This window comes from Lysobacter enzymogenes (assembly GCF_017355525.1).
GTDB lineage: Bacteria > Pseudomonadota > Gammaproteobacteria > Xanthomonadales > Xanthomonadaceae > Lysobacter > Lysobacter enzymogenes_C.
This window is the reverse complement of sequence record NZ_CP067395.1, coordinates 2,464,179-2,483,297: the sequence shown is the minus strand read 5'-3', so window position 1 is coordinate 2,483,297 and position 19,119 is coordinate 2,464,179. Positions and strand designations below refer to the sequence as shown.

The following is a 19,119-nucleotide window of genomic DNA, read 5'->3' as shown; positions in this document are numbered from 1 at the left end:
AACGCGGCGCGGCCCGAGCCCCAGCGGCCGCAACCCGCACCCTGCGCGCCGGCGCGCTGGGGCACAATAGCTCGGTCCTCCGCTGCTCCGAGCCCGTCCCGTCGCATGATCACCCTGCATCAGATCGACCCGATCGCGCTGTCCCTCGGCCCGCTGCAAATCCACTGGTACGGCATCATGTACCTGCTGGGTTTCGTCGCCGCATGGTGGCTGGGACGCCGCCGGGTCCGCGCCGGCCGCCTGCCCGGCGTCAGCGAAGCGGCCTACGGCGACCTGCTGTTCTACGCCATGATCGGCGTCGTGCTCGGCGGCCGCATCGGCTACGTGCTGTTCTACGGCTACGCCGACCTGGTCCGCGACCCGCTGATGCTGCTGCGCATCTGGGAAGGCGGCATGAGCTTCCACGGCGGCCTGCTCGGCGTGGTCGCCGCGGTGTGGTGGTGGTCGCGCAGCCACCGCACCCATTTCTTCGACACGCTCGACTTCATCGCCCCGCTGGTGCCGCCGGGCCTCGGCTTCGGCCGCCTGGGCAACTACATCGGCGGCGAGTTGTGGGGCAAGTTCACCGACGCCGGCTGGGGCGTGGTGTTCCCGCGCGCGCCGGAGTTCGCCAACTGGACCGCGCAGCAACTGCAGACCCAGTTCGCCGCCGGCGCGCTGGACCGCTACGCCCGCCATCCCTCGCAGCTGTATCAGGCCGCGCTGGAAGGGCTGACCATGTTCGCGGTGCTGTGGTGGTTCTCGAGCAAGCCGCGCCCGCGCTACGCGGTGTCGGGCATGTTCGCTTTGCTGTACGGCTGCTTCCGTTTCCTGGTCGAGTTCGTGCGCGTGCCCGACCAGCAGCTCGGCGACCACGGCTATCTGGCGTTCGGCTGGCTGACGATGGGCCAGGTGCTGAGCACGCCGCTGATCGTGCTGGGCCTGTTCTGGCTGTGGCTGTCGACGCGTTCGCCGACCCTGCAACCGCAATTGCCGGCCGCCGAGCCGGCCAAGGGCTGAGCCGTGCGCCAGTATCTCGATCTGTTGCGCCACGTGCTCGAGCACGGCGCGGAAAAGTCGGACCGTACCGGCACCGGCACCCGCAGCGTGTTCGGCTGGCAGATGCGCTTCGACTTGAACCAGGGCTTCCCGCTCGTCACCACCAAGAAGCTGCACCTGCGCTCGATCGTGCACGAGCTGCTGTGGTTCCTGCGCGGCGAAACCAACATCGCCTACCTGAAAGACAACAAGGTCAGCATCTGGGACGAATGGGCCGATGCCGACGGCGAGCTCGGCCCGGTCTACGGCAAGCAGTGGCGGCGTTGGGCCGACGGCCGCGGCCGCGAGATCGACCAGATCCGCTGGGTCGTCGACGAGATCAAGCGCAATCCCGATTCGCGCCGGCTGATCGTCAGCGCCTGGAACGTCGCCGACCTGCCGCAGATGGCGCTGATGCCGTGCCACGCGCTGTTCCAGTTCTACGTGGTCGACGGCAAGCTCAGCTGCCAGCTGTACCAGCGCAGCGGCGACATCTTCCTAGGCGTGCCGTTCAACATCGCCAGTTACGCGCTGCTGACCCACATGATCGCGCAGGGCTGCGGGCTCGGCGTCGGCGACTTCGTCCACACCCTCGGCGATGCGCATCTGTATTCGAACCATTACGAACAGGCCCGCGAGCAGCTCGCGCGCGAGCCGCGCAAGCTGCCGACGCTGAAGCTCAATCCGGACGTGAGCGATCTGTTCGCGTTCGGTTTCGACGACATCGCCATCGAGGGTTACGACCCGGCGCCGGCGATCAAGGCGCCGGTGGCGGTATGAACGCCGCCGCCGCGTGCGGCGGTCGCGAGTGAACGGCGCCGGCGCCGCCGGGCCGCGAGGAGCGCGCATGCCGCAGCATCGTTCGGCCATGGTGGGTGGGTTCGCGATCGCGTTGCTGGCGATGGCCGGTTGCGTGCGCACCGCCGCGCCCGCGTCCGTACCTGCGCCGGCCGCCGCTGACGCCGCCGATGCGCGCGTCCCCGCGGAAGCGATCGAAGCGGCTTCCGCGTTCTATCGCCTGCATGTCCGCGCTTACGCCGACGGCAGCGCGGCCGGCCTGCCGCAAGGCGCGCGCCTGGCCGCGTGCGGGCCGCAGGTGACCCGCGCCTTGCGCGGGCGCCTGCGCGAGGCGCTGCGGCTGCAAGACCGCTTCATCGCCGAGCATCCCGGCGACAAGCCGCCGCTGATCGAGGACGACGTCTTCAGCAGCAGCTTCCAGGACGAAAACCTGCTCGGCTTCGCGCCGGGCCGCGCGACGATGCTCGCCGACGGCAGCGCGCGCATCGACATCGTGCTGACCGTCGCCGCCGCGCCCGACCCGCCGCGGCAACGCCGCGACTACGCGCTGATGCGCCGCGAAGACGGCGCCTGGAAGCTCGACGACATCGAATTCGACCGCTCCGGCGCCGGCGGCAACGCACGGCTTTCGCTGGTTCTCGACGAGGCTTTCCGATGACTACATCCGCATCCGCAACTTCCGCGCCACGCCTGAGCCTGATCGCCGCGCTCGACCGCGAACACGCCATCGGCCGCGGCAATGCGCTGCCGTGGCGTTTGTCCGACGATCTCAAGCGCTTCAAGGCGCTGACCCTGGGCAAGCCGCTGTTGATGGGGCGCAAGACCGCGCAGTCGCTCGGCCGCGCGCTGCCGGGCCGGCGCAATCTGGTGCTGACCCGTTCCGGCGCGGCGCCGTTCGCGGGCATGGAGGCGGTAGGCTCGACCGAGCAGGCGCTGGAACTGGCCGCGGCCGACGGCGCCGCCGAGCTGTGCGTGATCGGCGGCGGCGAGATCTACGCGCTGTGCCTGCCGTCGGCGACGCGGCTGTACCTGACCCGGGTCGACACCGCGGTCGCCGACGCCGACGCGTTCTTCCCGCGTTTCGATGCGGCCGAGTGGCGCGAGACCGCGCGCGAGCGCCACCGCGCCGACGAGCGCAACGAATTCGATTTCGAGTACGTCGACTACGTCCGCCTCGGCATGGACTGAAACGGCGGGCGGCTGCGCTCAGGGCGCGGCGGTCGGCGCCGTGTCCGCCGCGTCGGCGTCCGTACCGATCGACAGCAGCAGCGGATGCCTGCGTTGCTCCGGCAGCGTGGCGGCGCCGGCGATGGCGCGCAGCGGCGCTTGCGGCATCGTCGGCAGCGCCGCGTTGAGCCCGTCGTAGGCGTCGCCGCCGCCGAGCAGCCAGGCCGCACACAAACGCGGGCCGCATTCGAAGCGTTCTATCTTCAGTTCGAGCCCGGCTCGGTCGATGGCTTGCTGCAACTGCGAGCGATGGGCGCGGGTGCGTTCGCGCCCATCGGCGCTCGCCGCGCTTTCGGCTTGCAGGCGGTCGAGCGTCGCGTCGAACGCGCGGTCCGCGATCGGGTCGGCGGCGGGCGTGGAAGCCGTCGGCGCCGCGGCGGAGGGCGCCGGTGCCGGGTTCTGCGCCGGCTGCGGCGGATTGAGATTGACCAGGACGATCTGAGCCAGGACCAGCGCGACCACGACGCTGGCGTAAAACAGCAGCAGCGTCCTCCTGCGCCGTTTCCTCGCTTCCGACCATTCCGCGATGGCGTCCAGCGACTCGGCCACCGTCGGCTGGCGGCCCGGTTCGTGCGGCGGTTGCGGCAGTCCGGCGGTCATCGCATCGCTCCGCTCAGCGCGAGGCCGTCGCCGTCGCCGTCGCCGCCAGTTGCGGCCGATAGCGCCCGGTGATTTCGTAGGCGAACAGCACGTCTTCCTCCTGGGTGCCGCGGGCGATGTTGTGCAGGACCAGCGGCCGCTGCCGGTCCCACGAGCGGCGGTCGGAGACGATGCCGATGTGGGTCTGGCCGCGGCCGAGGTTCCAGGTCACCACGTCGCCGGCGCGGTAGTCGCCGGCCTGCGCGCTGACCGGCAGCGACCAGCCCTGGCGCTCGAACCAACGGCGCAGGTTCGGCACGCGGCGGTGGTCGATGCTGCGGTCCGTCGAACTCGCGCGCCACAACGACGGATATGCGGCGAAGTTCGCGCGCATGTCTTCGTGCACTTGGCGCTGCAGGTCCAGGCCCTGCACGCGCAGCGCGCGGATCACCACGTCGGTGCAGACGCCGCGGTCGGGCGCGACGTCGCCGCCGGGGTAGTCCAGTTGCACGTACGCCGGGTCGTACCGCCGGACCACGCCGACCTGCGCGCGCGCGGCCGCGACCAGCGGCGGCGAGGGCGCGGCGGGTTGCGCCGCAGGCGCCGGCCACGCCCGGGTTTCGACGCGTTGCGCCGGCGGCGCGGACGACTGCGAGCAGGCCGCGGCGAGCAGAGCGAGCAGCGGCGCCGCGATGCGCAACGCGAGCGCGTTCGCCGGTTCGCGCGCTGCCAGCGAACGCGCCGCGCGCGGCGGACGAAGATCGCAACCGTTCCGCCATCCGTGGCGCATGCGCAGGCTCCGCTCAGTTCGAGTGCGGTTTCGAATTCGATTGCGAATTCGAACCGGGATTCGCCGGCCGCGGCGGCCGCGGCCGCGGCGGATGCGCCGGCACGTCGCGGCCGGGCACCTGCACCAGCCGCAACTCGTCGGTGTCGAGCTGCAACGCGGTCAGCTTGCCGCCCCAGACCGCGCCGGTGTCGATCGCGTGCACGCCATGGCCGATGAACAGGCCCAGCGTCGACCAATGCCCGCACACGATCTTGAGATCGCGTTCGGCCCGGCCCGGCACTTCGTACCACGGGTACAGGCCGACCGGCTGGGTGCCGGGGCTGCCCTTGTCCTCGAACGCGATGCGGCCGCGCGGCGTGCAATAGCGCAGGCGGGTGAAGATGTTGATGATCGCGCGATGGCGGTCGATGCCGGCCAGCTTGGGATTCCAGGCCGGGCGGTCGCCGTACATGTTCTTCAGCAGGCGCCGGTACTGGTCGCCGTGCAGGCGCTCCTCGACCTCGCGCGCATGGCGCTCGGCCATCGCCGTGGTCCAGCGCGGCGCGAGCCCGGCGTGCACCATCATCCAGCCGAGCGAACGGTCGGCGTGGACCAGTTTCTGCATGCGCAGCCAGTCCAGCAGCGATTCGCCGTCCTCGGCCAGGACGATGCGCTGCAGGTCGGGATTGACCTTGCGCTTTTCTTCCTCGGTGCGCTGGCCGATCGCCAGCAGCGACAGGTCGTGGTTGCCCAGCACCACGACGCTGTGCTCGCGCAGCGAGTGCACCAGGCGCAGGGTTTCCAGGGATTGCCCGCCGCGGTTGACCAGGTCGCCGCAGAACCAGAGTTTGTCCTGCGCCGGATCGAATTTCAGCCGCTCCAGCAACCGCTGGGTGGCGTCGTAACAGCCTTGCAGGTCGCCGATTGCCCAAACGCTCATGTGCCGTCCGCGCTCAGTGCAACGTGCGCGGCACGGTCAGGGTGAACGACGGAACCGGCGCGTCGAAACGGGTGCCGTCGTCGGCCACCATCGCGTAGCTGCCTTCCATCGTGCCCAGGCTGGTCTCCAGCACGGCGCCGGAGGTGTATTCGTAATCGTCGCCCGGACGCAGCCACGGCTGCTCGCCGACCACGCCGTCGCCGCGCACTTCCTGCACCTTGCCGTTGGCGTCGGTGATCACCCAATGGCGCGAGATCAGGCGCGCGGGAATCTTGCCGGCGTTGCGGATGTGGATGGTGTAGGCGAACACGTAGCGGTCCTGCTCCGGAGCGGATTGATCGTCCAGGTAGCGGGTCGCCACGTCGATGTCGAAGACGTATTCGGTGGGGCGGTTCATGGCGGCAGTTTAAGCAAAGCGGGGATGAAGCGGGAATGAGTTGAGGCAATAACGCGGGGAGGGGCAAAACGTCCCGGGCGAGGGCGCTGGGATCGCGGACGCAGGCCGTGCGGAGCCGGCCGGCGCCGGCCGCTGCGGGCGCGGCGGACGGATCCGCGCGCGCCGCCGCGGTCAGGCCGCGGACGGATCGGGCAGGACTTTGTCGTGCGCGCGCAGCCAGTTGCTCAGGCGCACGAACTCGGCCACGTCCAGTTGCTCGGCGCGGGCGTCGGGACGCAGCCCGGCGGCTTCGATCGAGGCGCCGTCGCAGACCAGCGACAAGGCGTTGCGCAGGGTCTTGCGACGCTGGCCGAAGGCGTCGCGGACGACCCGCGCGAACAGGGCCCGGTCGTCGATGCCGATCCGCTCCGGCGCCAGCGGAATCATCCGCACCACTGCCGAGTCGACCTTCGGCGGCGGCCGGAACGCGGCCGGCGGCACGTCGAACAGCGCGATCACCTCGCAATAGGCCTGCAGCATCACGCTCAGGCGGCCGTAGACCTTGCTGCCGGGCGCCGCGGCCATGCGGTCGACGACTTCCTTTTGCAGCATGAAATGCATGTCGCGGATCGCCGCGGCGTGCTCCAGCGCGTGGAACAGGATCGGCGAGGACAGGTTGTAGGGCAGGTTGCCGACCAGCCGGATCGGGCCGCCGTTGTGCGCCAGCGCGCTGAAGTCCACCGTCAGCACGTCGCGATGGATCACTTCCAGCGTGCCGTGCGTGCGTGCCGACTCGGTCAGCGGGAAGATCAGGTCGCGGTCGAACTCGATCACCGTCAGCTCGCCGTGGCGGTCGAGCAGCGGGAAGGTGATTGCGCCCTGGCCGGGGCCGATCTCGACCAGGCGGTCGCCGGGTTTCGGGTCCACTGCCTGCACGATCATCGCGATGACGTTGCGGTCGTGCAGGAAGTGCTGGCCCAGATGCTTCTTGGCCTCGGGCTTGAAGCCCTTGGCGTGGGTCTTGGCGGTGCCGGTCATGGCGAGCCTCCGGGCGGAATGCGGGTGGTGCGGGACGAACGAATCTGGGCGATGCGGGCGCAGGTTTCGGCGGCGGCGATCAGGCTGGACGGGTCGGCCAGGCCGCGCCCGGCCAGGTCCAGGGCGGTGCCGTGGTCGACCGCGACGCGCGGATAGGGTAGCCCCAGGGTCAGGTTCACCGCGCGCTCGAAGCCGCTGTACTTGAGCACCGGCAGGCCCTGGTCGTGGTACATCGCGACGACCGCGTCGAAGCCGGCCAGCTTGGCCGGCAGGAACGCGGTGTCGGCCGGCAGCGGGCCGATCAGGTCCAGGCCCTCGCCGCGCAGCGCGGCCAGCACCGGCTCGATGACCTCGATCTCCTCCCGGCCCAGGTGCCCGGCTTCGCCGGCGTGCGGGTTCAGGCCGAGCACGGCGATGCGCGGGCGTTCCAGGCCGAAATCGCCGCGCAGCGCGGCGTCGACGGTGCGCAGGGTCCGCGCCAGCGGCTCGGCCGCGATCGCCTCGGCGACCGCGCGCAGCGGCAGGTGGGTGGTCGCCAGGGCGACCCGGACGATGTCGTTGGCCAGCATCATCACCACCTCGCAGCCGGCCTGCTGCGCCAGCAGCTCGGTGGTGCCGGTGTAGGCGATGCCGCCCTCGTTGATGACGGCCTTGTGCACCGGGCCGGTGATGATCCCGTCCAGGCGCCCGTCCAGGCAGGCCTGGGCGGCGTCGCGCAGGGCCTGGATTACGGCCGCGGCGTTGCCGGGCTCGGGCGTGCCGAAGGCGGGGTGCACGGGGTTGCGGATGTCGACCACGGCGACCTCGCCCGGCGCGCGCGAAGGGCGGTCGGGCGGCAGCAGGGTCAGCGGCAGGGCGAGGGCGTCGGCCGCGGCGCGCAGGCTGCGCGGGTCGGCGTAGCAGATCAGATCGTAGTCGCGCGGCTGTTGCAGCAGCCGCACGCACAGCTCCGGCCCGACGCCGGCCGGCTCGCCCGGCACCAGCGCGAGCCGGGGCGGGGTCACGTCAGCCGCCCTTGGTCGGCAGCGTGGTTTCGGTACCCGGTTGGTTGCCTTCCGAGCCCTTGCCGACGCGGAAGTCGACATAGGCCTCGCTGCGCTTCTCGCGCAGGAAGCGGTTCCATTCTTCTTCCAGCTTGCGCCGGCCGATGGTCTCCTGGACCTGGGCGCGCTTGCTCTGGTCGGCCATGTCGCTTTCGCGCGTGCCCAGGCGCTGGACGATGTGATAGCCCGCGCTGGTGTGGATCGGCTGCGAGATGTCGTTGTCGCCCAGGGCCGCGACCGCGCCGCCGAACTCGGGACCGAATTCGTCGCGGGTGAACCAGCCCAGATCGCCGCCCTTGGCCTGGGTGCCGAGGTCTTCGGAGCTTTCCTTGACCACGTCCTCGAACTTGGCCCCGCCGGCGATGCGCGCGCGCAGGGTCTCGGCCTTGGCCTTGGCCTGGGCTTCGGTGATCTTGTCGTTGACCCGGACCAGGATGTGGCGGGCGTGGTACTGGGTGACCATCTGCGGGCCGGACTTGGAGGCGTCGCGCACCTCGACCAGCTTCAGCAGCTGGAAGCCGCTCGGGCCGCGCAGCGGCTGGGTCACGTCGCCGGCCTTCATCGACTTCATCATCTCGGCGAACGCGGCCGGGATTTCGTCGACGCTGCGCCAGCCCAGGTCGCCGCCTTCCAGCGCGTTGGGGCTGTCGGAATAGCGCACTGCGGCCGCGTTGAAGTCCATCTCGCCCTTGTCGATCAGGGTCTTGACCCCGTCGACCTTCTTCTGCGCGGTGGCGATCTGCTCGGGCGTGGCGCCTTCGGGCAGCGAAATCAAGATGTGCGCCAGGTGGTACTGGGTGCCGGTGTTGGCCTGGGCGGCCAGGGCGGCGTCGACTTCGGCGTCGCTGACCGAGACCCGGGTCTGGGCGAAGCGCTGGCGCAGGCGCTGGACCAGCAGTTCGTCGCGGATCGAGCTGCGGAAGTCGGCGTAGGAGCTGCCGTCGCGGGCGATCTGCTGGCGCAGCTGGTCGACGCTGATGCGGTTGGACTGGGCGATGCCGGCGATGGCCTGCTCGATTTCCTGGTCGGTCACGCGCACGCCGGTGCCCTGGGCCTGGGCGACCTGCAGCTTCAGCAGGATCAGGCGCTCGAGCACCTGGCGTTCGAGCACGTCGCGCGGCGGCAGCTGTTCGCTGCGGCCGGCGTACTGGTTGAGGATGTTGGCGACCGCGCGGTCGAGCTCGGTCTTGAGGATCACGTCCTCGTCCACGACCGCGGCGATGCGGTCGATCGGCTGCAGCTCCTGGGCGTGGACGCTGCCGATCAGCAGGCCCGCGGCGAGAACGCCCGCGGACAGAGTGCGCGCAAAACGATTGTTCATAGGGTCGGGTCGAGGATGGCCTCGTCGCCGCCGGGACCGCGGTTTTCGCGGCTGACCGAGGGAGACGGAGGCGTCAAATAGAGGTCGTCGCGGTTGTAGCCGAGAATAGCACGGCGCAAAACCTTCTCCGTGTTCTGGCCCGCCGAGCCTAGACCCTTGAGTTCGAACTCCACCTGAAACGAGCTGTTCAGGTCTTCGGAGCGGTTGCGCTGGTAACGGCGGGCGATCGCGCGCACCGCCAGGCAGCAGCTTTCCCACTGCACGCCGGCGATCTGCTCGAGCGGACGGCTGTCCTTGATCGAGTAGTAGTAGCGGCCGACGATGCTCCAGTTGTTGTTGATCGGGTACAGGAAGGAGACGTCGGCCTGCTCGTACTGGTCGGCCTGATCGCGCGGCGAGCCCGGAGGCGCGGCCAGGTTGCGGCGGTAGCGGTAGGCGAAGTTGACCACGCCGGCGTTGCCGAACAGGTAGCGGGCGCGCAGGGTGGCGACGTCCTCGCTGCGCAGGCGCGGGTCCCACTGGTAGGTGGCGTTGATCGTCCAGCGGTCGGTCGGCGACACGCTGACGTCGGCGACCCAGGCCGACTTGCCCTGCTTGATCGGGGTTTCGGCGCCGGCGACCACGCGGATGTCGTCGAAGTACTGGATCTGGCCGATGCTCGCGGCGAGCCGCTCGCGGCCGTCCTCGGAGTTGATCAGGCGGGTGGTCAGCGCGGTGGTCAGCTGGTTGGCGTCGGTCTGGCGGTCGGCGCCGGAGTAGCGGTTGTCGCGGAACAGCGCGCCCCAGCTGAACGACATCGGATTGGTGTCGAACAGCGGCAGCCCGTCCTGGTCGCGGTACGGCGCGCGCAGGTAGAACACGCGCGGCTCCAGGGTGTGCACGTAATGGTCGCCGCGGATTTCGGTTTCGCGGTCGAAGTACAGGCCGGCGTCGATCGAGGTGATCGGCAGGCTGCGGGTCGGCGACTTGTCGTAGAAGCCGCGCACCATCTCGTCGGTCTTGACCGTGCCCGAGTTGGCCGCGACGAAGGCGTCGGCGCGCTGGTTGGCGATCTGCTTGGCCAGGCTGGCGTCGAGCTCGTAGGCGGTGTAGCGCCAGGCCAGCTTGGGCCGGATGTACCAAGCCGCGCCTTCCAACGGGAAGCTGACGAACGGGCGCACGTCGAAGCGGCTGCCGCCCGGGATCTCGGCGCGCCGGCTGGCCGGGATGCCCGGAGTCGGGTCGTTGCTGACGTACTTCACGTCCGCGTGCTGGAACCGCACGGCCTCGGTGTCGACGCCGGTTTCCAGCCACGGCAGCATCGGCTGCTGCCAGTGGAAGGTCGCGCGCGGCAGGCGGTCGTACGCCATCGAGCTTTCTTGCAGGGTGAAGTCGGCCAGCTGGTTGTGGTCGGCGATGACGCTCGCGTCCCAGTAGCGGCCGCGGCCGTACACGCCGATCTCGCTGCGCAGCGAGGTCGCCGACTGGCCGTACAGGCTGTTGCTGAAGTCCTGCAGGTAGTACTTGTCGCTGACCCAGGCCAGGTTGGCGCCGGCGTACCAGGTGCCGTTGAAGCGGTGGGTGCCCTTGAACGCGAACTCGCCGCGGTTGTCGCGCGGGCGCTGGCCTTCGGGCAGCAGCGGGATCGCCTCGCCCGGCTTCAGCACCGGATTGCCTTCGCGGATGTAGTAGCTGTAGCGGTCCGGATCCTTGCGCGAGAGGTCGTCGCGCGGCATCCAGTTGACGTAGGTCTCGCCCGAGCCGTTCTCGTACAGCCAGCGGAACTCCACGCCCAGGGCGGCGCCGCGGCGGGTCATGTAGCGCGGGAACAAGGTGGCGTCGTAGTTCGGCGCCAGGTTGAGGTAGATCGGCTGGCGCCAGTCGAAGCCGTTCTTGCCGGACATGCCGATGTTCGGATACAGCAGGCCGGTGCGGCGGCGGTCGTCGACCGGGAACATGAACCACGGCACGTACAGCACCGGAATCTTGCCGATCCGCAGGGTGGCGTTGCGGGCCACGCCCATGCCTTCCTCGGTGTCGATGTCGATGCGGTGGGCGCGCAGCTCCCAGGCGCGCTGGTTCGGCGCGCAGGTCGAATAGGTCGAGCTGTGCAGCGCGCCCTTGGCGCCGTTGAGCTGGATCCGCTCGGCGCCGCCGTTGCCGCGGCGCGAGGTCAGCTGGTATTCGACGTCGTCGATCTGGTGCTGGTCGGCGTTCTGGTCGCCCTCGGCGTGCTCGGCGACCAGGCGCATGCTCGAGTCCTGGTAGCGGACATGGCCCTCGGCGGTGTACTTGCCCGATTCCTGGTTGTAGCTGAGCTTGTCGGTGCCGAGGAACTGGTCGCCGCGGCTGAGCCGGACGTTGTCCTGGACGACGATGTTCTGGTCGTCGCCGCCGCGCTGCAGGGTGCCGCCGTCGATCGCGGTCGGCTGGCTGGAGCGCTGGTCGGCGGTGCCGGTCGGGGCGGGGGCGTCGTCGAAGGACGGCACCGCGTCGATCAGCGGGCACAGCCCCCAGTTCTCGTTGTCGTCCGCCGCATAAGCGGGCAGGGCGATGGCGATGCAGAGCGACAACGGGAGCAGGCGGAGGGGTTTGCGCACGCGAGCATCCGGCAGACGTTGAAAAACGGCGGTTAGCTTGCCCCATCCCTTGCAAGCGGGCAACGCGAACGCCATTTGTAGGCCATCGGCGTTCATCTTCCAACGCGCGCCGGTCCGGCCGGGATTTTCGATCCAACTCCCGCGACCGTGCCGGCAACGCGCCGCCGCCCACCCCAGGAGGACAGCATGAGCCAGCACCCCACCCCCGACCCCGCCGCCCCGGTCGACAAGAGCGAAGCTGAATGGCGCGAGCAGCTGTCGCCGGAGCAATACGCGGTGTGCCGCTGCTCGGCCACCGAGCGCGCTTTCACCGGCCGTTTCTGGAACCACAAGGAGGCCGGCACCTACACCTGCGTGGCTTGCGGCGAGCCCTTGTTCGGCTCCGACACCAAGTACGACTCCGGCAGCGGCTGGCCGAGCTATTACCAGCCGATCCGGCCCGAGGCGGTCAGCGAGCAGGCCGACGAGAGTCACGGAATGCGCCGGATCGAAGTCAAGTGCGCGCGCTGCCAGTCGCACCTGGGGCACGTGTTCCCGGACGGGCCGCGGCCGACCGGGTTGCGTTACTGCATCAATTCGGCGGCGTTGGAGTTCGAAGGAACCGAAGCGACGTAATGCGCGCGGCGGCCGGAGCCGGCGGATGCGGTCGGCCGCTGTAGTCGGCCGCGGATTCGGCCTGGTGGTTGGAGCGGCCGGCTTCGGGACGTCCGGTTTGCGGCGCGGGCGGCGACCTCGCGGTCGCGGCTCGCGCCGCTCCTACAGGGGCTTCGGAAGCTGGGTGCAGCGACTGTAGGAGCTGCGCAAGCTGCGACCGCGACATCTCGCTTGCGACGCGACCGGCTACTCCGCGGTCGCGGCTCGCGCCTCCTGCCGGGGACTCAGGCGAGCAGAGCGCCTACATGCGCGACCGCGCTTTCGCGCAAGGCGGCCAGGTCGTAGCCGCCCTCCAGCATCGACACCACCCGCCCTTGCGCATGGCGCTCGGCGATCGCGACCAGTTCGGCGGTCAGCCAGGCGAAGTCGTCGCCGTCGAGCTCGATCTGCGCCAGCGGGTCGCGCTTGTGCGCGTCGAAGCCGGCCGAGATCAGCACCAGCTGCGGGCGGAAGCCGTCGATGGCCGGCAGCAGGCGCTCGCGCCAGACCCGGCGGAAGCCTTCGCTGCCGGTGCCGGCCGGCAGCGGCGCGTTGACGATGTTGCCGACCCCGCGCTCGTGCGCGTAGCCGGTGTCGGGATACAGCGGCATCTGGTGCGAGCTGACGTACATCACCCGCGCATCGCTGTCGAAGATCGCCTGGGTGCCGTTGCCGTGGTGGACGTCGAAGTCGATCACCGCCACGCGCGCCAGCCCGTGCTTGTCGCAGGCGTGGGCGGCGGCGACGGCGATGTTGTTGAACAGGCAGAAGCCCATCGCCACCTCCGCGGTGGCGTGGTGGCCCGGCGGGCGCACCGCGCAGAACGCGCGGCCGGTTTCGCCCTTGAGCACCGCGTCGACCGCGGCCACGCCGGCGCCGGCGGCGCGCAACGCGGCTTCGGCCGAGCCCGGCGCCAGCACGGTGTCGGGATCGAGCTGCATCGGCCCGTCCGGCGCGGTGTCGAGCACCAGGCTCAGCAGTTCGTCGGAGTGCGCGCGCAGCAACTGGCCGCGGCTGGCGGCCGGCGCCTCGCACCAGTGCAGGCGCTCGGCGAAGGCTTCGCGCAGCGATTCGGTCACCGCGACCAGACGCAGCGGCCGCTCGGCATGGCCCGGACCCGGGTCGTGGCGCGTGCAGGCCGGATGCGTATAGACGCGCACGCGGCTAGGCCTTGCGGCGCTCGTGGTTCCAGGTGACCTCGCCGTGGCCGCCGGCGCGGGCGAGCACGCGCGCGATCACGAACAGCAGGTCGGACAGGCGGTTGAGGTAACGCACCGCCTCGGGCCGGATGTCCTCGACCCGCGCCAGCGCCACCGTCTCGCGCTCGGCGCGGCGGACCACGGTGCGGGCGATGTGGCAGCGCGCCGCGGCCTCGCCGCCGGCCGGGAGGATGAACTCCTTGAGCGGCGGCAGGTCCTCGTTGTGCGCGTCGAGCCACTGTTCCAGCCGGTCGATGTCGGCGGCGAAGATCGCCGCGTGGCCCGGGATGCACAGCTCGGCGCCGAGGTCGAACATCTGGTGCTGGATCGACACCAGTTGCTCGCGCACATCGGCCGGCAACTCGGCGGCGAGGATCAAGCCGATGGTCGAATTGGCTTCGTCGACCGTGCCGTAGGCGCCGACCCGGGCCGAATCCTTGCCGGTGCGGCTGCCGTCGCCGAGGCCGGTGGAGCCGTCGTCGCCGGTGCGGGTGTAGATCTTGGAAAGGCGGTTGCCCATCGCGTCGACCCGTGCGTTGCGCGGATCAGCGCTTGCGCGCGTCGTCGGACTGCGCCGGCAGCGCGGTCTTGCTCGCGCCGGCGGCGATCGCCTGGACCAGCGCGGCGATGCCGACGTAGGTGGCGGTGGTGCGCAGGTACGGCAGCAGCCATTCGAAGTAGTTGGCGGCCCAGCCGGCGACGGTCGGGTTCGGCACCGAGGCCGAGATCCAGTAGAAGCTGCCCTGGCTCAGCAACTGGCACACCGCCACCGACGCCACCATCGCGACCGCGGCGACGCCGAGGGTGCTCCAGCGGCGCTTGTAGTTGCGCGCCACGAACAGGCCGCCGGCCCACATCGCGAAATACGCCGGGATCAGGAACCAGTACGCGGCCGAGACGCAGTAGTGGTCCCAGAAGCTGATGCCCATGCGGCTGATGACCGCGTAATCGATCAGCACCGCCAGCGCCATCAGCGCCGGGAACGCCCAGCGGGTCCAGCTGCGCAGGTAGAAGCCGCCGATGAAGAACACCGCCCACGACGCATCGGGGATCGGCGCCCAGTGATTGACTCGGGTGGCGACCATCAACACGGCCAGCAGGGCGAGGATCAGGCTGTTGCGGGTGTTCGGCTTCATGGATCTGGCTCCGGACGCGGGCGCGTCGATGCGGCCATTCTAAAGAAGCTGGGGGCGAATGTGCCGCCTGGGTCGCGGTTGCGGGCTAAGTGGTTGATTCGGCGGGGCCGAAAGGACGGCTTCGTGGCTGCAGGGCACGTCTGCGGGCACCGGCGATGCGGCCGCGGCGGCGATCGTGCGCGGCGGCCTTGCGGCCCGGCGCTTTGCCGCCCGATCGCCGCGCTGCGACATCCGCGAACGCGCGCTTAGCGAGCGCCCAAGTATCATGAACGCCATGACTTCAGACGCTACGCCGCATTCCTCCGGCGCGCAGATCCACGCCAGCCACGATGTCCTGATCGTCGGCGGCGGCCTGGTCGGCGCCAGTCTCGCCATCGCCCTGGACCGGATCGGCCTCGATGTCGGCCTGATCGAGGCCGCCCCGCCCGGCGCGCTGCCGGCGGTGTTCGACGAACGCAACCTCAGCTTCGCCGAAGCCACCCTCAACGCCCTCGACGCGCTCGGCGTGCTGGCCAAGCTGCGCGCGCCGACCGGGCCGATCCGCCGCATCCACATCAGCCGCCGCGGCGATTTCGGCCGCACCGTGCTCGAAGCCGACCGCTACGGCCGCGAGGAGTTCGGCCGGGTGGTGGTGGCGCGCGACTTCGGCGAAGCGCTGGAAGCGCGGCTGGCCGAACTGCCGCGCCTGCTGCGCTACCGGCCGGTGCGGTTCGTCGGCCTGGCCGACAGCGACGACGGCTGGCGCGCAGCGCGCGTGGCCGACGGGGCCGGGGAACGGATCCTGCGCACCCGGCTGTTGGTCGCCGCCGACGGCACCCGCAGCGGCGTGCGCGAGGCGCTGGGCATCGGCAGCGACGATCACGATTACCGCCAGACCCTGTTCGTCGCGCGCCTGCGCGGCGAGCGCACGCCCGACGGCACCGCCTACGAGCGCCTCGGCCGCGACGGCCCGACCGCGCTGCTGCCGCGCGGCGACCGCCATTACGGTTTGATCCACGGCGTCGCTACCGCCGACGCCGACGCGGTCGCCGCGCTCGACGAAGCCGGCTTCCTCGCCCGCGTGCAGGACGCGTTCGGCTGGCGCGCCGGGCGCTTGCTCAGCTGCGGCGCGCGCAGCCTGTATCCGGCGATCCGGGTGTTGGCGCGGCAGACCGTAGCGGCGCGCGCGGTGCTCGTTGGCAACGCCGCCCAGACCATCCACCCGATCGGCGCGCAAGGCTTCAACCTCGGCCTGCGCGATGCGATGACCCTGGCCGAACTGATCCAGACCCGGCGCGAGGCCGGCGACGCCGACTGCGGCAACGAGGCCTTGCTCGCGCAGTACCTGGAGCGGCGCAAGGAAGACCGCGAGCGCACGGTGAATTTTTCCGACGGGCTGGCGCGGCTGGCGTCGAACGAGACCGAGTTGATGCGGCCGCTGCGCAGCCTCGGGCTGTTCGCGTTCGACCGACTGGCGAGTGCGCAGTCGTTCCTGGTCGGCGGCGCGATGGGCTACCGCGGCGACGTCCCCGCGCTGTGCCGCAGCCAACGCCAAGGCGGCCGCGCATGAGCCGGCGCGACCTGCTCGATGTGGTCGTGGTCGGCGCCGGCGTGGTCGGAGCCGCGGCCGCGCTGGCGTTCGCGCGCGACGGGTTCGACGTGGCCCTGGTCGAAGCGCGCGAACCGGCGCCGTGGTCGCCGCAGCGTCCGGACCTGCGCGTGTACGCGTTCGCGCCCGACAACGCCGCGCTGCTCGACGATCTGGGCGTGTGGAACGCGGTGAGCGACGCGCGCGCGCAACCGTACCGCGCGATGCGGGTGTGGGACGCGGCCGGCGGCGGCGAGATCGCGTTCGACGCCGACGCCTTCGGCCGGCGCGAACTGGGCTGGATCGTCGAGAACGGCTTGCTGGTCGACCGCTTGTGGTCGGCGCTGGCGCCGGCCGGCGTGCAGTTGCATTGCCCCGAAGACGTCGAAGCGCTGGAGCGCGACCAGGCCGACAGCGTCGGCGTGGCCTTGGCCGGCGGCCGGCGTTTGCGCGCGCGGCTGGTGGTCGCCGCCGACGGCGCCGAATCGAAACTGCGCCGGCTCGCCGGCATCGACGCACCGGCGCACGACTACGGCCAGCGCGGGCTGGTCGCTTACGTCGACAGCGAACGCAGTCACGAAGCGACCTGTTGGCAGCGTTTCCTGCCGGGCGGGCCGATCGCGTTCCTGCCGACGCTCGGCGACGACGGCGCGCGCGACAAACGCAGCTCGATCGTATGGACGCTGCCGGAAGCCGAAGCCGGGCGCCTGCTCGGCGCGAGCGACGAAGCGTTCCTGATCGAACTCGAACGCGCCTTCGCCGGGCGCCTGGGCGCGCTGACGAAGGTCTCGCAACGCGCCGCGTTCCCGCTGCGCCGGCAACTCGCGCAGCGCTACGTGTCCGGCCGGGTCGCGGTGATCGGCGATGCCGCGCACGTGGTCCATCCGCTCGCGGGGCAGGGCGTCAACCTCGGCCTGCGCGATGTCGCCGGCCTGCGCGCGAGCCTGCAGCAGGCGCGCCGCCGCGGCGCCGATCCGGGCTCGCCGCACCGGCTCGAACGCTGGGCGCGCGAACGCCGCAGCGAGAACGCGCTGGCGGCGTACGGCTTCGACGGTTTGAACAAGCTGTTCTCCAACGACGACCTCGCCGCGACCTTGGTGCGCGGGCCGTTGCTGGGGCTGGCCGGCAAGGTGCCGCCGCTGGCGCACTACTTCTGGCGCCGCGCGGCCGGCGTGTGAGCGGCGCGCAGGTCTTGCGAATGCGCCGCGTCTGCGGCGCGGCGTTGGCGTCGGTCGCAGCGTGCTGGCCCGCGCTGGCGTTCGCCACCACCCAATGCCCGCCGGAATACGGCGAGAAATCGGCCGCGTTCTGGGCGCTGGGCTGGACGGTGCTGGGTGCGTTCGCGCTCGCCGGCCTGGCCTTGCCGGCGCTCGCGGTGCGGCGCACGCTCGGCCGCGGCGGTCTGGCGCGCGCGGCCTGGATCTTCGCCGCGGTGCTGGCGATGTTCGCCTGCTGGATCGCCGGGCTTTTTATCTTCGGCGCGTATTTCGTAATGGTTTGTTGAAGCGGGGTCGAGCCGGACAGGCCGATCAATCCTCGTGGAACTGCTGGCGCGGATTGGCCAGCAGATACAGCGACACCGCGACCCCGACCAGCGCCACCGCCATCACGTAGTACGCCGGCGCCATGCCGCCGAAATGCGGCGCCAGATAACCGCCGATCAACGGCGGCGTCGCTGCGCCGAACACCGCGTAGGCGACGTTGTAGGAAAACGACAGGCCCGAGAACCGCACCGGCGCCGGGAACGCGGCGACCATGACCGCCGGGATCACCCCGACCACGCCGACGAACACGCCGGCCAGCGCGTACAGCAGCAGGAAGTTGTGCGCGCCGTGGTTGAGGTCGTAATACAGGGCGAAGCTGCTCAGCAGCACGCCGAGCGAACCCAGCAGCAGCGCGCGGCCGCGGCCGATGCGGTCGACCAGCCAGCCGCCGCCGATCGCGCTGAGGGTCAGGCAGAACGCGGCCAGGCTGTTGCCGAGGAAGGCGCGCGACGGCGCCATGCCGAACTTCTGCTGGACGATGGTCGGCGTCATCAGGATCACCACCACGATCGCCGCGGTCAGCAGCCACGTCACCAGCATCGACAACACGATGCCGGCGCGGTGGTCGCGCAGCACCTGCTTGAGCGGCAGCTCGCGCACCAGTTGGCGGCTGTCGCGCATCGCGGCGAACACCGGCGTTTCGCTGAGCCAGCGGCGCAGGTACACGGCGAGAAAACCGAACACGCCGCCGAGCACGAACGGCACCCGCCAGCCCCAGTCCAGCACCTGCGCCGGCGCCAGGAAGGTGTTGATCGCGGTCGAGATCAGCGAGCCGATCAGGATGCCGGCGGTGAGCCCGGCCGACAGCGAAGCGCAGGCGAAGCCGACCCGGCCGCGCGGCGCGTGCTCGGCGACGAAGGTCCAGGCGCCCGGCACTTCGCCGCCGATCGCGATGCCCTGGACGATGCGCAGGAACAGCAGCAACAGCGGCGCGGCCAGGCCGATCTGCGCATACGTCGGCAGCAGGCCGATGAACAGCGTCGGCAGCGCCATCAGGAACACGCTGAGCGTGAACATGCGCTTGCGCCCGGAGCGGTCGCCGAAGTGGGCCATGACGATGCCGCCGATCGGCCGCACCAGATAGCCGGCGGCGAAGATGCCGTAGACCTGCAGCGTGCCGAGCCACTCGGGCATGCCGACCGGGAAGAACAGCTTGCGCAGCGTCTCGGTCAGGAACACGAAGATGACGAAGTCGTAGAACTCCAGCGCGCCGCCGAGCGCCGACAGCAGCAGGGTGCGGGCGTCCTTGTGGCCCAGCGGCGCGGCGCCGGCGGGTGGGACGGCGGCGGCATCGCGACTCATCGACTGCGGCGAATTCATGGACTGCGGCGGGCTCGGGCGGGACAGGCATCG

Annotated in this window: 20 protein-coding genes; 8 read left to right on the top strand and 12 right to left on the bottom strand. The window is 70.8% G+C overall.

Going from position 1 to position 19,119, the window contains the following annotated elements:
* Positions 1 to 105: 105 nt before the first annotated feature.
* From lgt to JHW38_RS10350, 4 genes are all read left to right on the top strand, one after another.
* The gene (gene lgt / locus JHW38_RS10365) at positions 106 to 999 is read left to right on the top strand and encodes a prolipoprotein diacylglyceryl transferase (protein WP_207525825.1); all 894 of its coding nucleotides are present in this window, start codon (positions 106 to 108) and stop codon (positions 997 to 999) included.
* A gap of 3 nt (positions 1,000 to 1,002) precedes the next feature.
* Positions 1,003 to 1,797 carry a thymidylate synthase gene (locus JHW38_RS10360; protein WP_207525824.1) on the top strand — a complete coding sequence of 265 codons (795 nt, stop codon included), beginning with the start codon at positions 1,003 to 1,005 and terminating at the stop codon, positions 1,795 to 1,797.
* Positions 1,798 to 1,864: 67 nt separating this feature from the next.
* On the top strand, positions 1,865 to 2,473 hold the full coding sequence (locus JHW38_RS10355) for a hypothetical protein (RefSeq protein ID WP_207525823.1): 609 nt from the start codon (positions 1,865 to 1,867) through the stop codon (positions 2,471 to 2,473).
* Entirely contained in the window at positions 2,470 to 3,003 is a 534-nt protein-coding gene (locus JHW38_RS10350) for a dihydrofolate reductase (RefSeq protein ID WP_207525822.1), read from the top strand. Before JHW38_RS10355 ends, JHW38_RS10350 begins: the two co-directional genes overlap by 4 nt.
* A gap of 18 nt (positions 3,004 to 3,021) precedes the next feature.
* Here JHW38_RS10350 and JHW38_RS10345 read toward each other — a convergent pair whose 3' ends face one another.
* The 8 genes from JHW38_RS10345 to lptD form a co-directional block, all read right to left on the bottom strand.
* Positions 3,022 to 3,642 (bottom strand): hypothetical protein, encoded by a 621-nt coding sequence (locus JHW38_RS10345; RefSeq protein ID WP_207525821.1) that lies wholly within the window; start codon positions 3,640 to 3,642, stop codon positions 3,022 to 3,024.
* Positions 3,643 to 3,655: 13 nt separating this feature from the next.
* Entirely contained in the window at positions 3,656 to 4,321 is a 666-nt protein-coding gene (locus tag JHW38_RS10340) for a DUF1287 domain-containing protein (protein ID WP_242691317.1), read from the bottom strand.
* 103 nt (positions 4,322 to 4,424) lie between these two features.
* Positions 4,425 to 5,330, bottom strand: coding sequence for a symmetrical bis(5'-nucleosyl)-tetraphosphatase (locus tag JHW38_RS10335; RefSeq protein ID WP_207525819.1), 906 nt, complete (start codon positions 5,328 to 5,330; stop codon positions 4,425 to 4,427).
* 13 nt (positions 5,331 to 5,343) lie between these two features.
* Entirely contained in the window at positions 5,344 to 5,727 is a 384-nt protein-coding gene (apaG, locus tag JHW38_RS10330; RefSeq protein ID WP_207525818.1) for a Co2+/Mg2+ efflux protein ApaG, read from the bottom strand.
* A 171-nt stretch (positions 5,728 to 5,898) separates the two neighbouring features.
* Entirely contained in the window at positions 5,899 to 6,744 is an 846-nt protein-coding gene (gene rsmA / locus JHW38_RS10325) for a 16S rRNA (adenine(1518)-N(6)/adenine(1519)-N(6))-dimethyltransferase RsmA (RefSeq protein WP_207525817.1), read from the bottom strand.
* Complete coding sequence (gene pdxA, locus JHW38_RS10320) at positions 6,741 to 7,748, bottom strand: 4-hydroxythreonine-4-phosphate dehydrogenase PdxA (protein WP_207525816.1); 1,008 nt, start codon at positions 7,746 to 7,748, stop codon at positions 6,741 to 6,743. The genes rsmA and pdxA overlap by 4 nt, the downstream gene beginning before the upstream one ends.
* A gap of 1 nt (position 7,749) precedes the next feature.
* Complete coding sequence (locus JHW38_RS10315; protein WP_207525815.1) at positions 7,750 to 9,108, bottom strand: peptidylprolyl isomerase; 1,359 nt, start codon at positions 9,106 to 9,108, stop codon at positions 7,750 to 7,752.
* Positions 9,105 to 11,687: an LPS assembly protein LptD gene (gene lptD, locus JHW38_RS10310; protein WP_242691315.1), complete on the bottom strand. Its 2,583-nt coding sequence runs from the start codon at positions 11,685 to 11,687 to the stop codon at positions 9,105 to 9,107. The genes JHW38_RS10315 and lptD overlap by 4 nt, the downstream gene beginning before the upstream one ends.
* A gap of 186 nt (positions 11,688 to 11,873) precedes the next feature.
* Between lptD and msrB the strand changes: the two genes are divergently transcribed.
* Positions 11,874 to 12,302, top strand: coding sequence for a peptide-methionine (R)-S-oxide reductase MsrB (gene msrB / locus JHW38_RS10305; protein WP_207525813.1), 429 nt, complete (start codon positions 11,874 to 11,876; stop codon positions 12,300 to 12,302).
* Between the two features lie 263 nt (positions 12,303 to 12,565).
* Here msrB and JHW38_RS10300 read toward each other — a convergent pair whose 3' ends face one another.
* Genes JHW38_RS10300 through JHW38_RS10290 form a run of 3 tightly spaced genes read right to left on the bottom strand, consistent with a single transcriptional unit; the run spans position 12,566 to position 14,655 of the window.
* A complete protein-coding gene (locus JHW38_RS10300; protein ID WP_207525812.1) occupies positions 12,566 to 13,480 on the bottom strand; it encodes a histone deacetylase family protein in 915 nt (304 codons plus the stop codon).
* Positions 13,481 to 13,484: 4 nt separating this feature from the next.
* Positions 13,485 to 14,039, bottom strand: a complete 555-nt coding sequence (locus JHW38_RS10295) for a cob(I)yrinic acid a,c-diamide adenosyltransferase (RefSeq protein ID WP_207525811.1) — start codon at positions 14,037 to 14,039, stop codon at positions 13,485 to 13,487.
* A 25-nt stretch (positions 14,040 to 14,064) separates the two neighbouring features.
* Positions 14,065 to 14,655 (bottom strand): hypothetical protein, encoded by a 591-nt coding sequence (locus JHW38_RS10290; protein WP_207525810.1) that lies wholly within the window; start codon positions 14,653 to 14,655, stop codon positions 14,065 to 14,067.
* Positions 14,656 to 14,929: 274 nt separating this feature from the next.
* Between JHW38_RS10290 and ubiH the strand changes: the two genes are divergently transcribed.
* From ubiH to JHW38_RS10275, 3 genes are read left to right on the top strand one after another with little or no spacing between them, the layout of a single operon-like run.
* Positions 14,930 to 16,204, top strand: coding sequence for a 2-octaprenyl-6-methoxyphenyl hydroxylase (ubiH, locus tag JHW38_RS10285; protein ID WP_428995296.1), 1,275 nt, complete (start codon positions 14,930 to 14,932; stop codon positions 16,202 to 16,204).
* Positions 16,201 to 17,400: an FAD-dependent oxidoreductase gene (locus tag JHW38_RS10280; RefSeq protein WP_207525809.1), complete on the top strand. Its 1,200-nt coding sequence runs from the start codon at positions 16,201 to 16,203 to the stop codon at positions 17,398 to 17,400. The genes ubiH and JHW38_RS10280 overlap by 4 nt, the downstream gene beginning before the upstream one ends.
* A gap of 20 nt (positions 17,401 to 17,420) precedes the next feature.
* Complete coding sequence (locus JHW38_RS10275; RefSeq protein WP_207525808.1) at positions 17,421 to 17,726, top strand: hypothetical protein; 306 nt, start codon at positions 17,421 to 17,423, stop codon at positions 17,724 to 17,726.
* A 25-nt stretch (positions 17,727 to 17,751) separates the two neighbouring features.
* Here JHW38_RS10275 and JHW38_RS10270 read toward each other — a convergent pair whose 3' ends face one another.
* Positions 17,752 to 19,068, bottom strand: coding sequence for an MFS transporter (locus tag JHW38_RS10270; RefSeq protein ID WP_242691313.1), 1,317 nt, complete (start codon positions 19,066 to 19,068; stop codon positions 17,752 to 17,754).
* Positions 19,069 to 19,119 lie beyond the last annotated feature (51 nt).

What these genes read in the sequence shown, in the direction of transcription:
- JHW38_RS10290 (WP_207525810.1), bottom strand. Translation starts at nt 14,655, where the DNA reads ATGAAGCCGAACACCCGCAACAGCCTGATCCTCGCCCTGCTGGCCGTG.
- JHW38_RS10280 (WP_207525809.1), top strand. Translation starts at nt 16,201, where the DNA reads ATGAGCCGGCGCGACCTGCTCGATGTGGTCGTGGTCGGCGCCGGCGTG.
- JHW38_RS10315 (WP_207525815.1), bottom strand. Translation starts at nt 9,108, where the DNA reads ATGAACAATCGTTTTGCGCGCACTCTGTCCGCGGGCGTTCTCGCCGCG.
- JHW38_RS10355 (WP_207525823.1), top strand. Translation starts at nt 1,865, where the DNA reads ATGCCGCAGCATCGTTCGGCCATGGTGGGTGGGTTCGCGATCGCGTTG.
- JHW38_RS10275 (WP_207525808.1), top strand. Translation starts at nt 17,421, where the DNA reads ATGCGCCGCGTCTGCGGCGCGGCGTTGGCGTCGGTCGCAGCGTGCTGG.
- JHW38_RS10345 (WP_207525821.1), bottom strand. Translation starts at nt 3,642, where the DNA reads ATGACCGCCGGACTGCCGCAACCGCCGCACGAACCGGGCCGCCAGCCG.
- JHW38_RS10335 (WP_207525819.1), bottom strand. Translation starts at nt 5,330, where the DNA reads ATGAGCGTTTGGGCAATCGGCGACCTGCAAGGCTGTTACGACGCCACC.
- ubiH (WP_428995296.1), top strand. Translation starts at nt 14,930, where the DNA reads ATGACTTCAGACGCTACGCCGCATTCCTCCGGCGCGCAGATCCACGCC.
- apaG (WP_207525818.1), bottom strand. Translation starts at nt 5,727, where the DNA reads ATGAACCGCCCCACCGAATACGTCTTCGACATCGACGTGGCGACCCGC.
- msrB (WP_207525813.1), top strand. Translation starts at nt 11,874, where the DNA reads ATGAGCCAGCACCCCACCCCCGACCCCGCCGCCCCGGTCGACAAGAGC.
- JHW38_RS10295 (WP_207525811.1), bottom strand. Translation starts at nt 14,039, where the DNA reads ATGGGCAACCGCCTTTCCAAGATCTACACCCGCACCGGCGACGACGGC.
- lgt (WP_207525825.1), top strand. Translation starts at nt 106, where the DNA reads ATGATCACCCTGCATCAGATCGACCCGATCGCGCTGTCCCTCGGCCCG.
- rsmA (WP_207525817.1), bottom strand. Translation starts at nt 6,744, where the DNA reads ATGACCGGCACCGCCAAGACCCACGCCAAGGGCTTCAAGCCCGAGGCC.
- JHW38_RS10350 (WP_207525822.1), top strand. Translation starts at nt 2,470, where the DNA reads ATGACTACATCCGCATCCGCAACTTCCGCGCCACGCCTGAGCCTGATC.
- JHW38_RS10270 (WP_242691313.1), bottom strand. Translation starts at nt 19,068, where the DNA reads ATGAGTCGCGATGCCGCCGCCGTCCCACCCGCCGGCGCCGCGCCGCTG.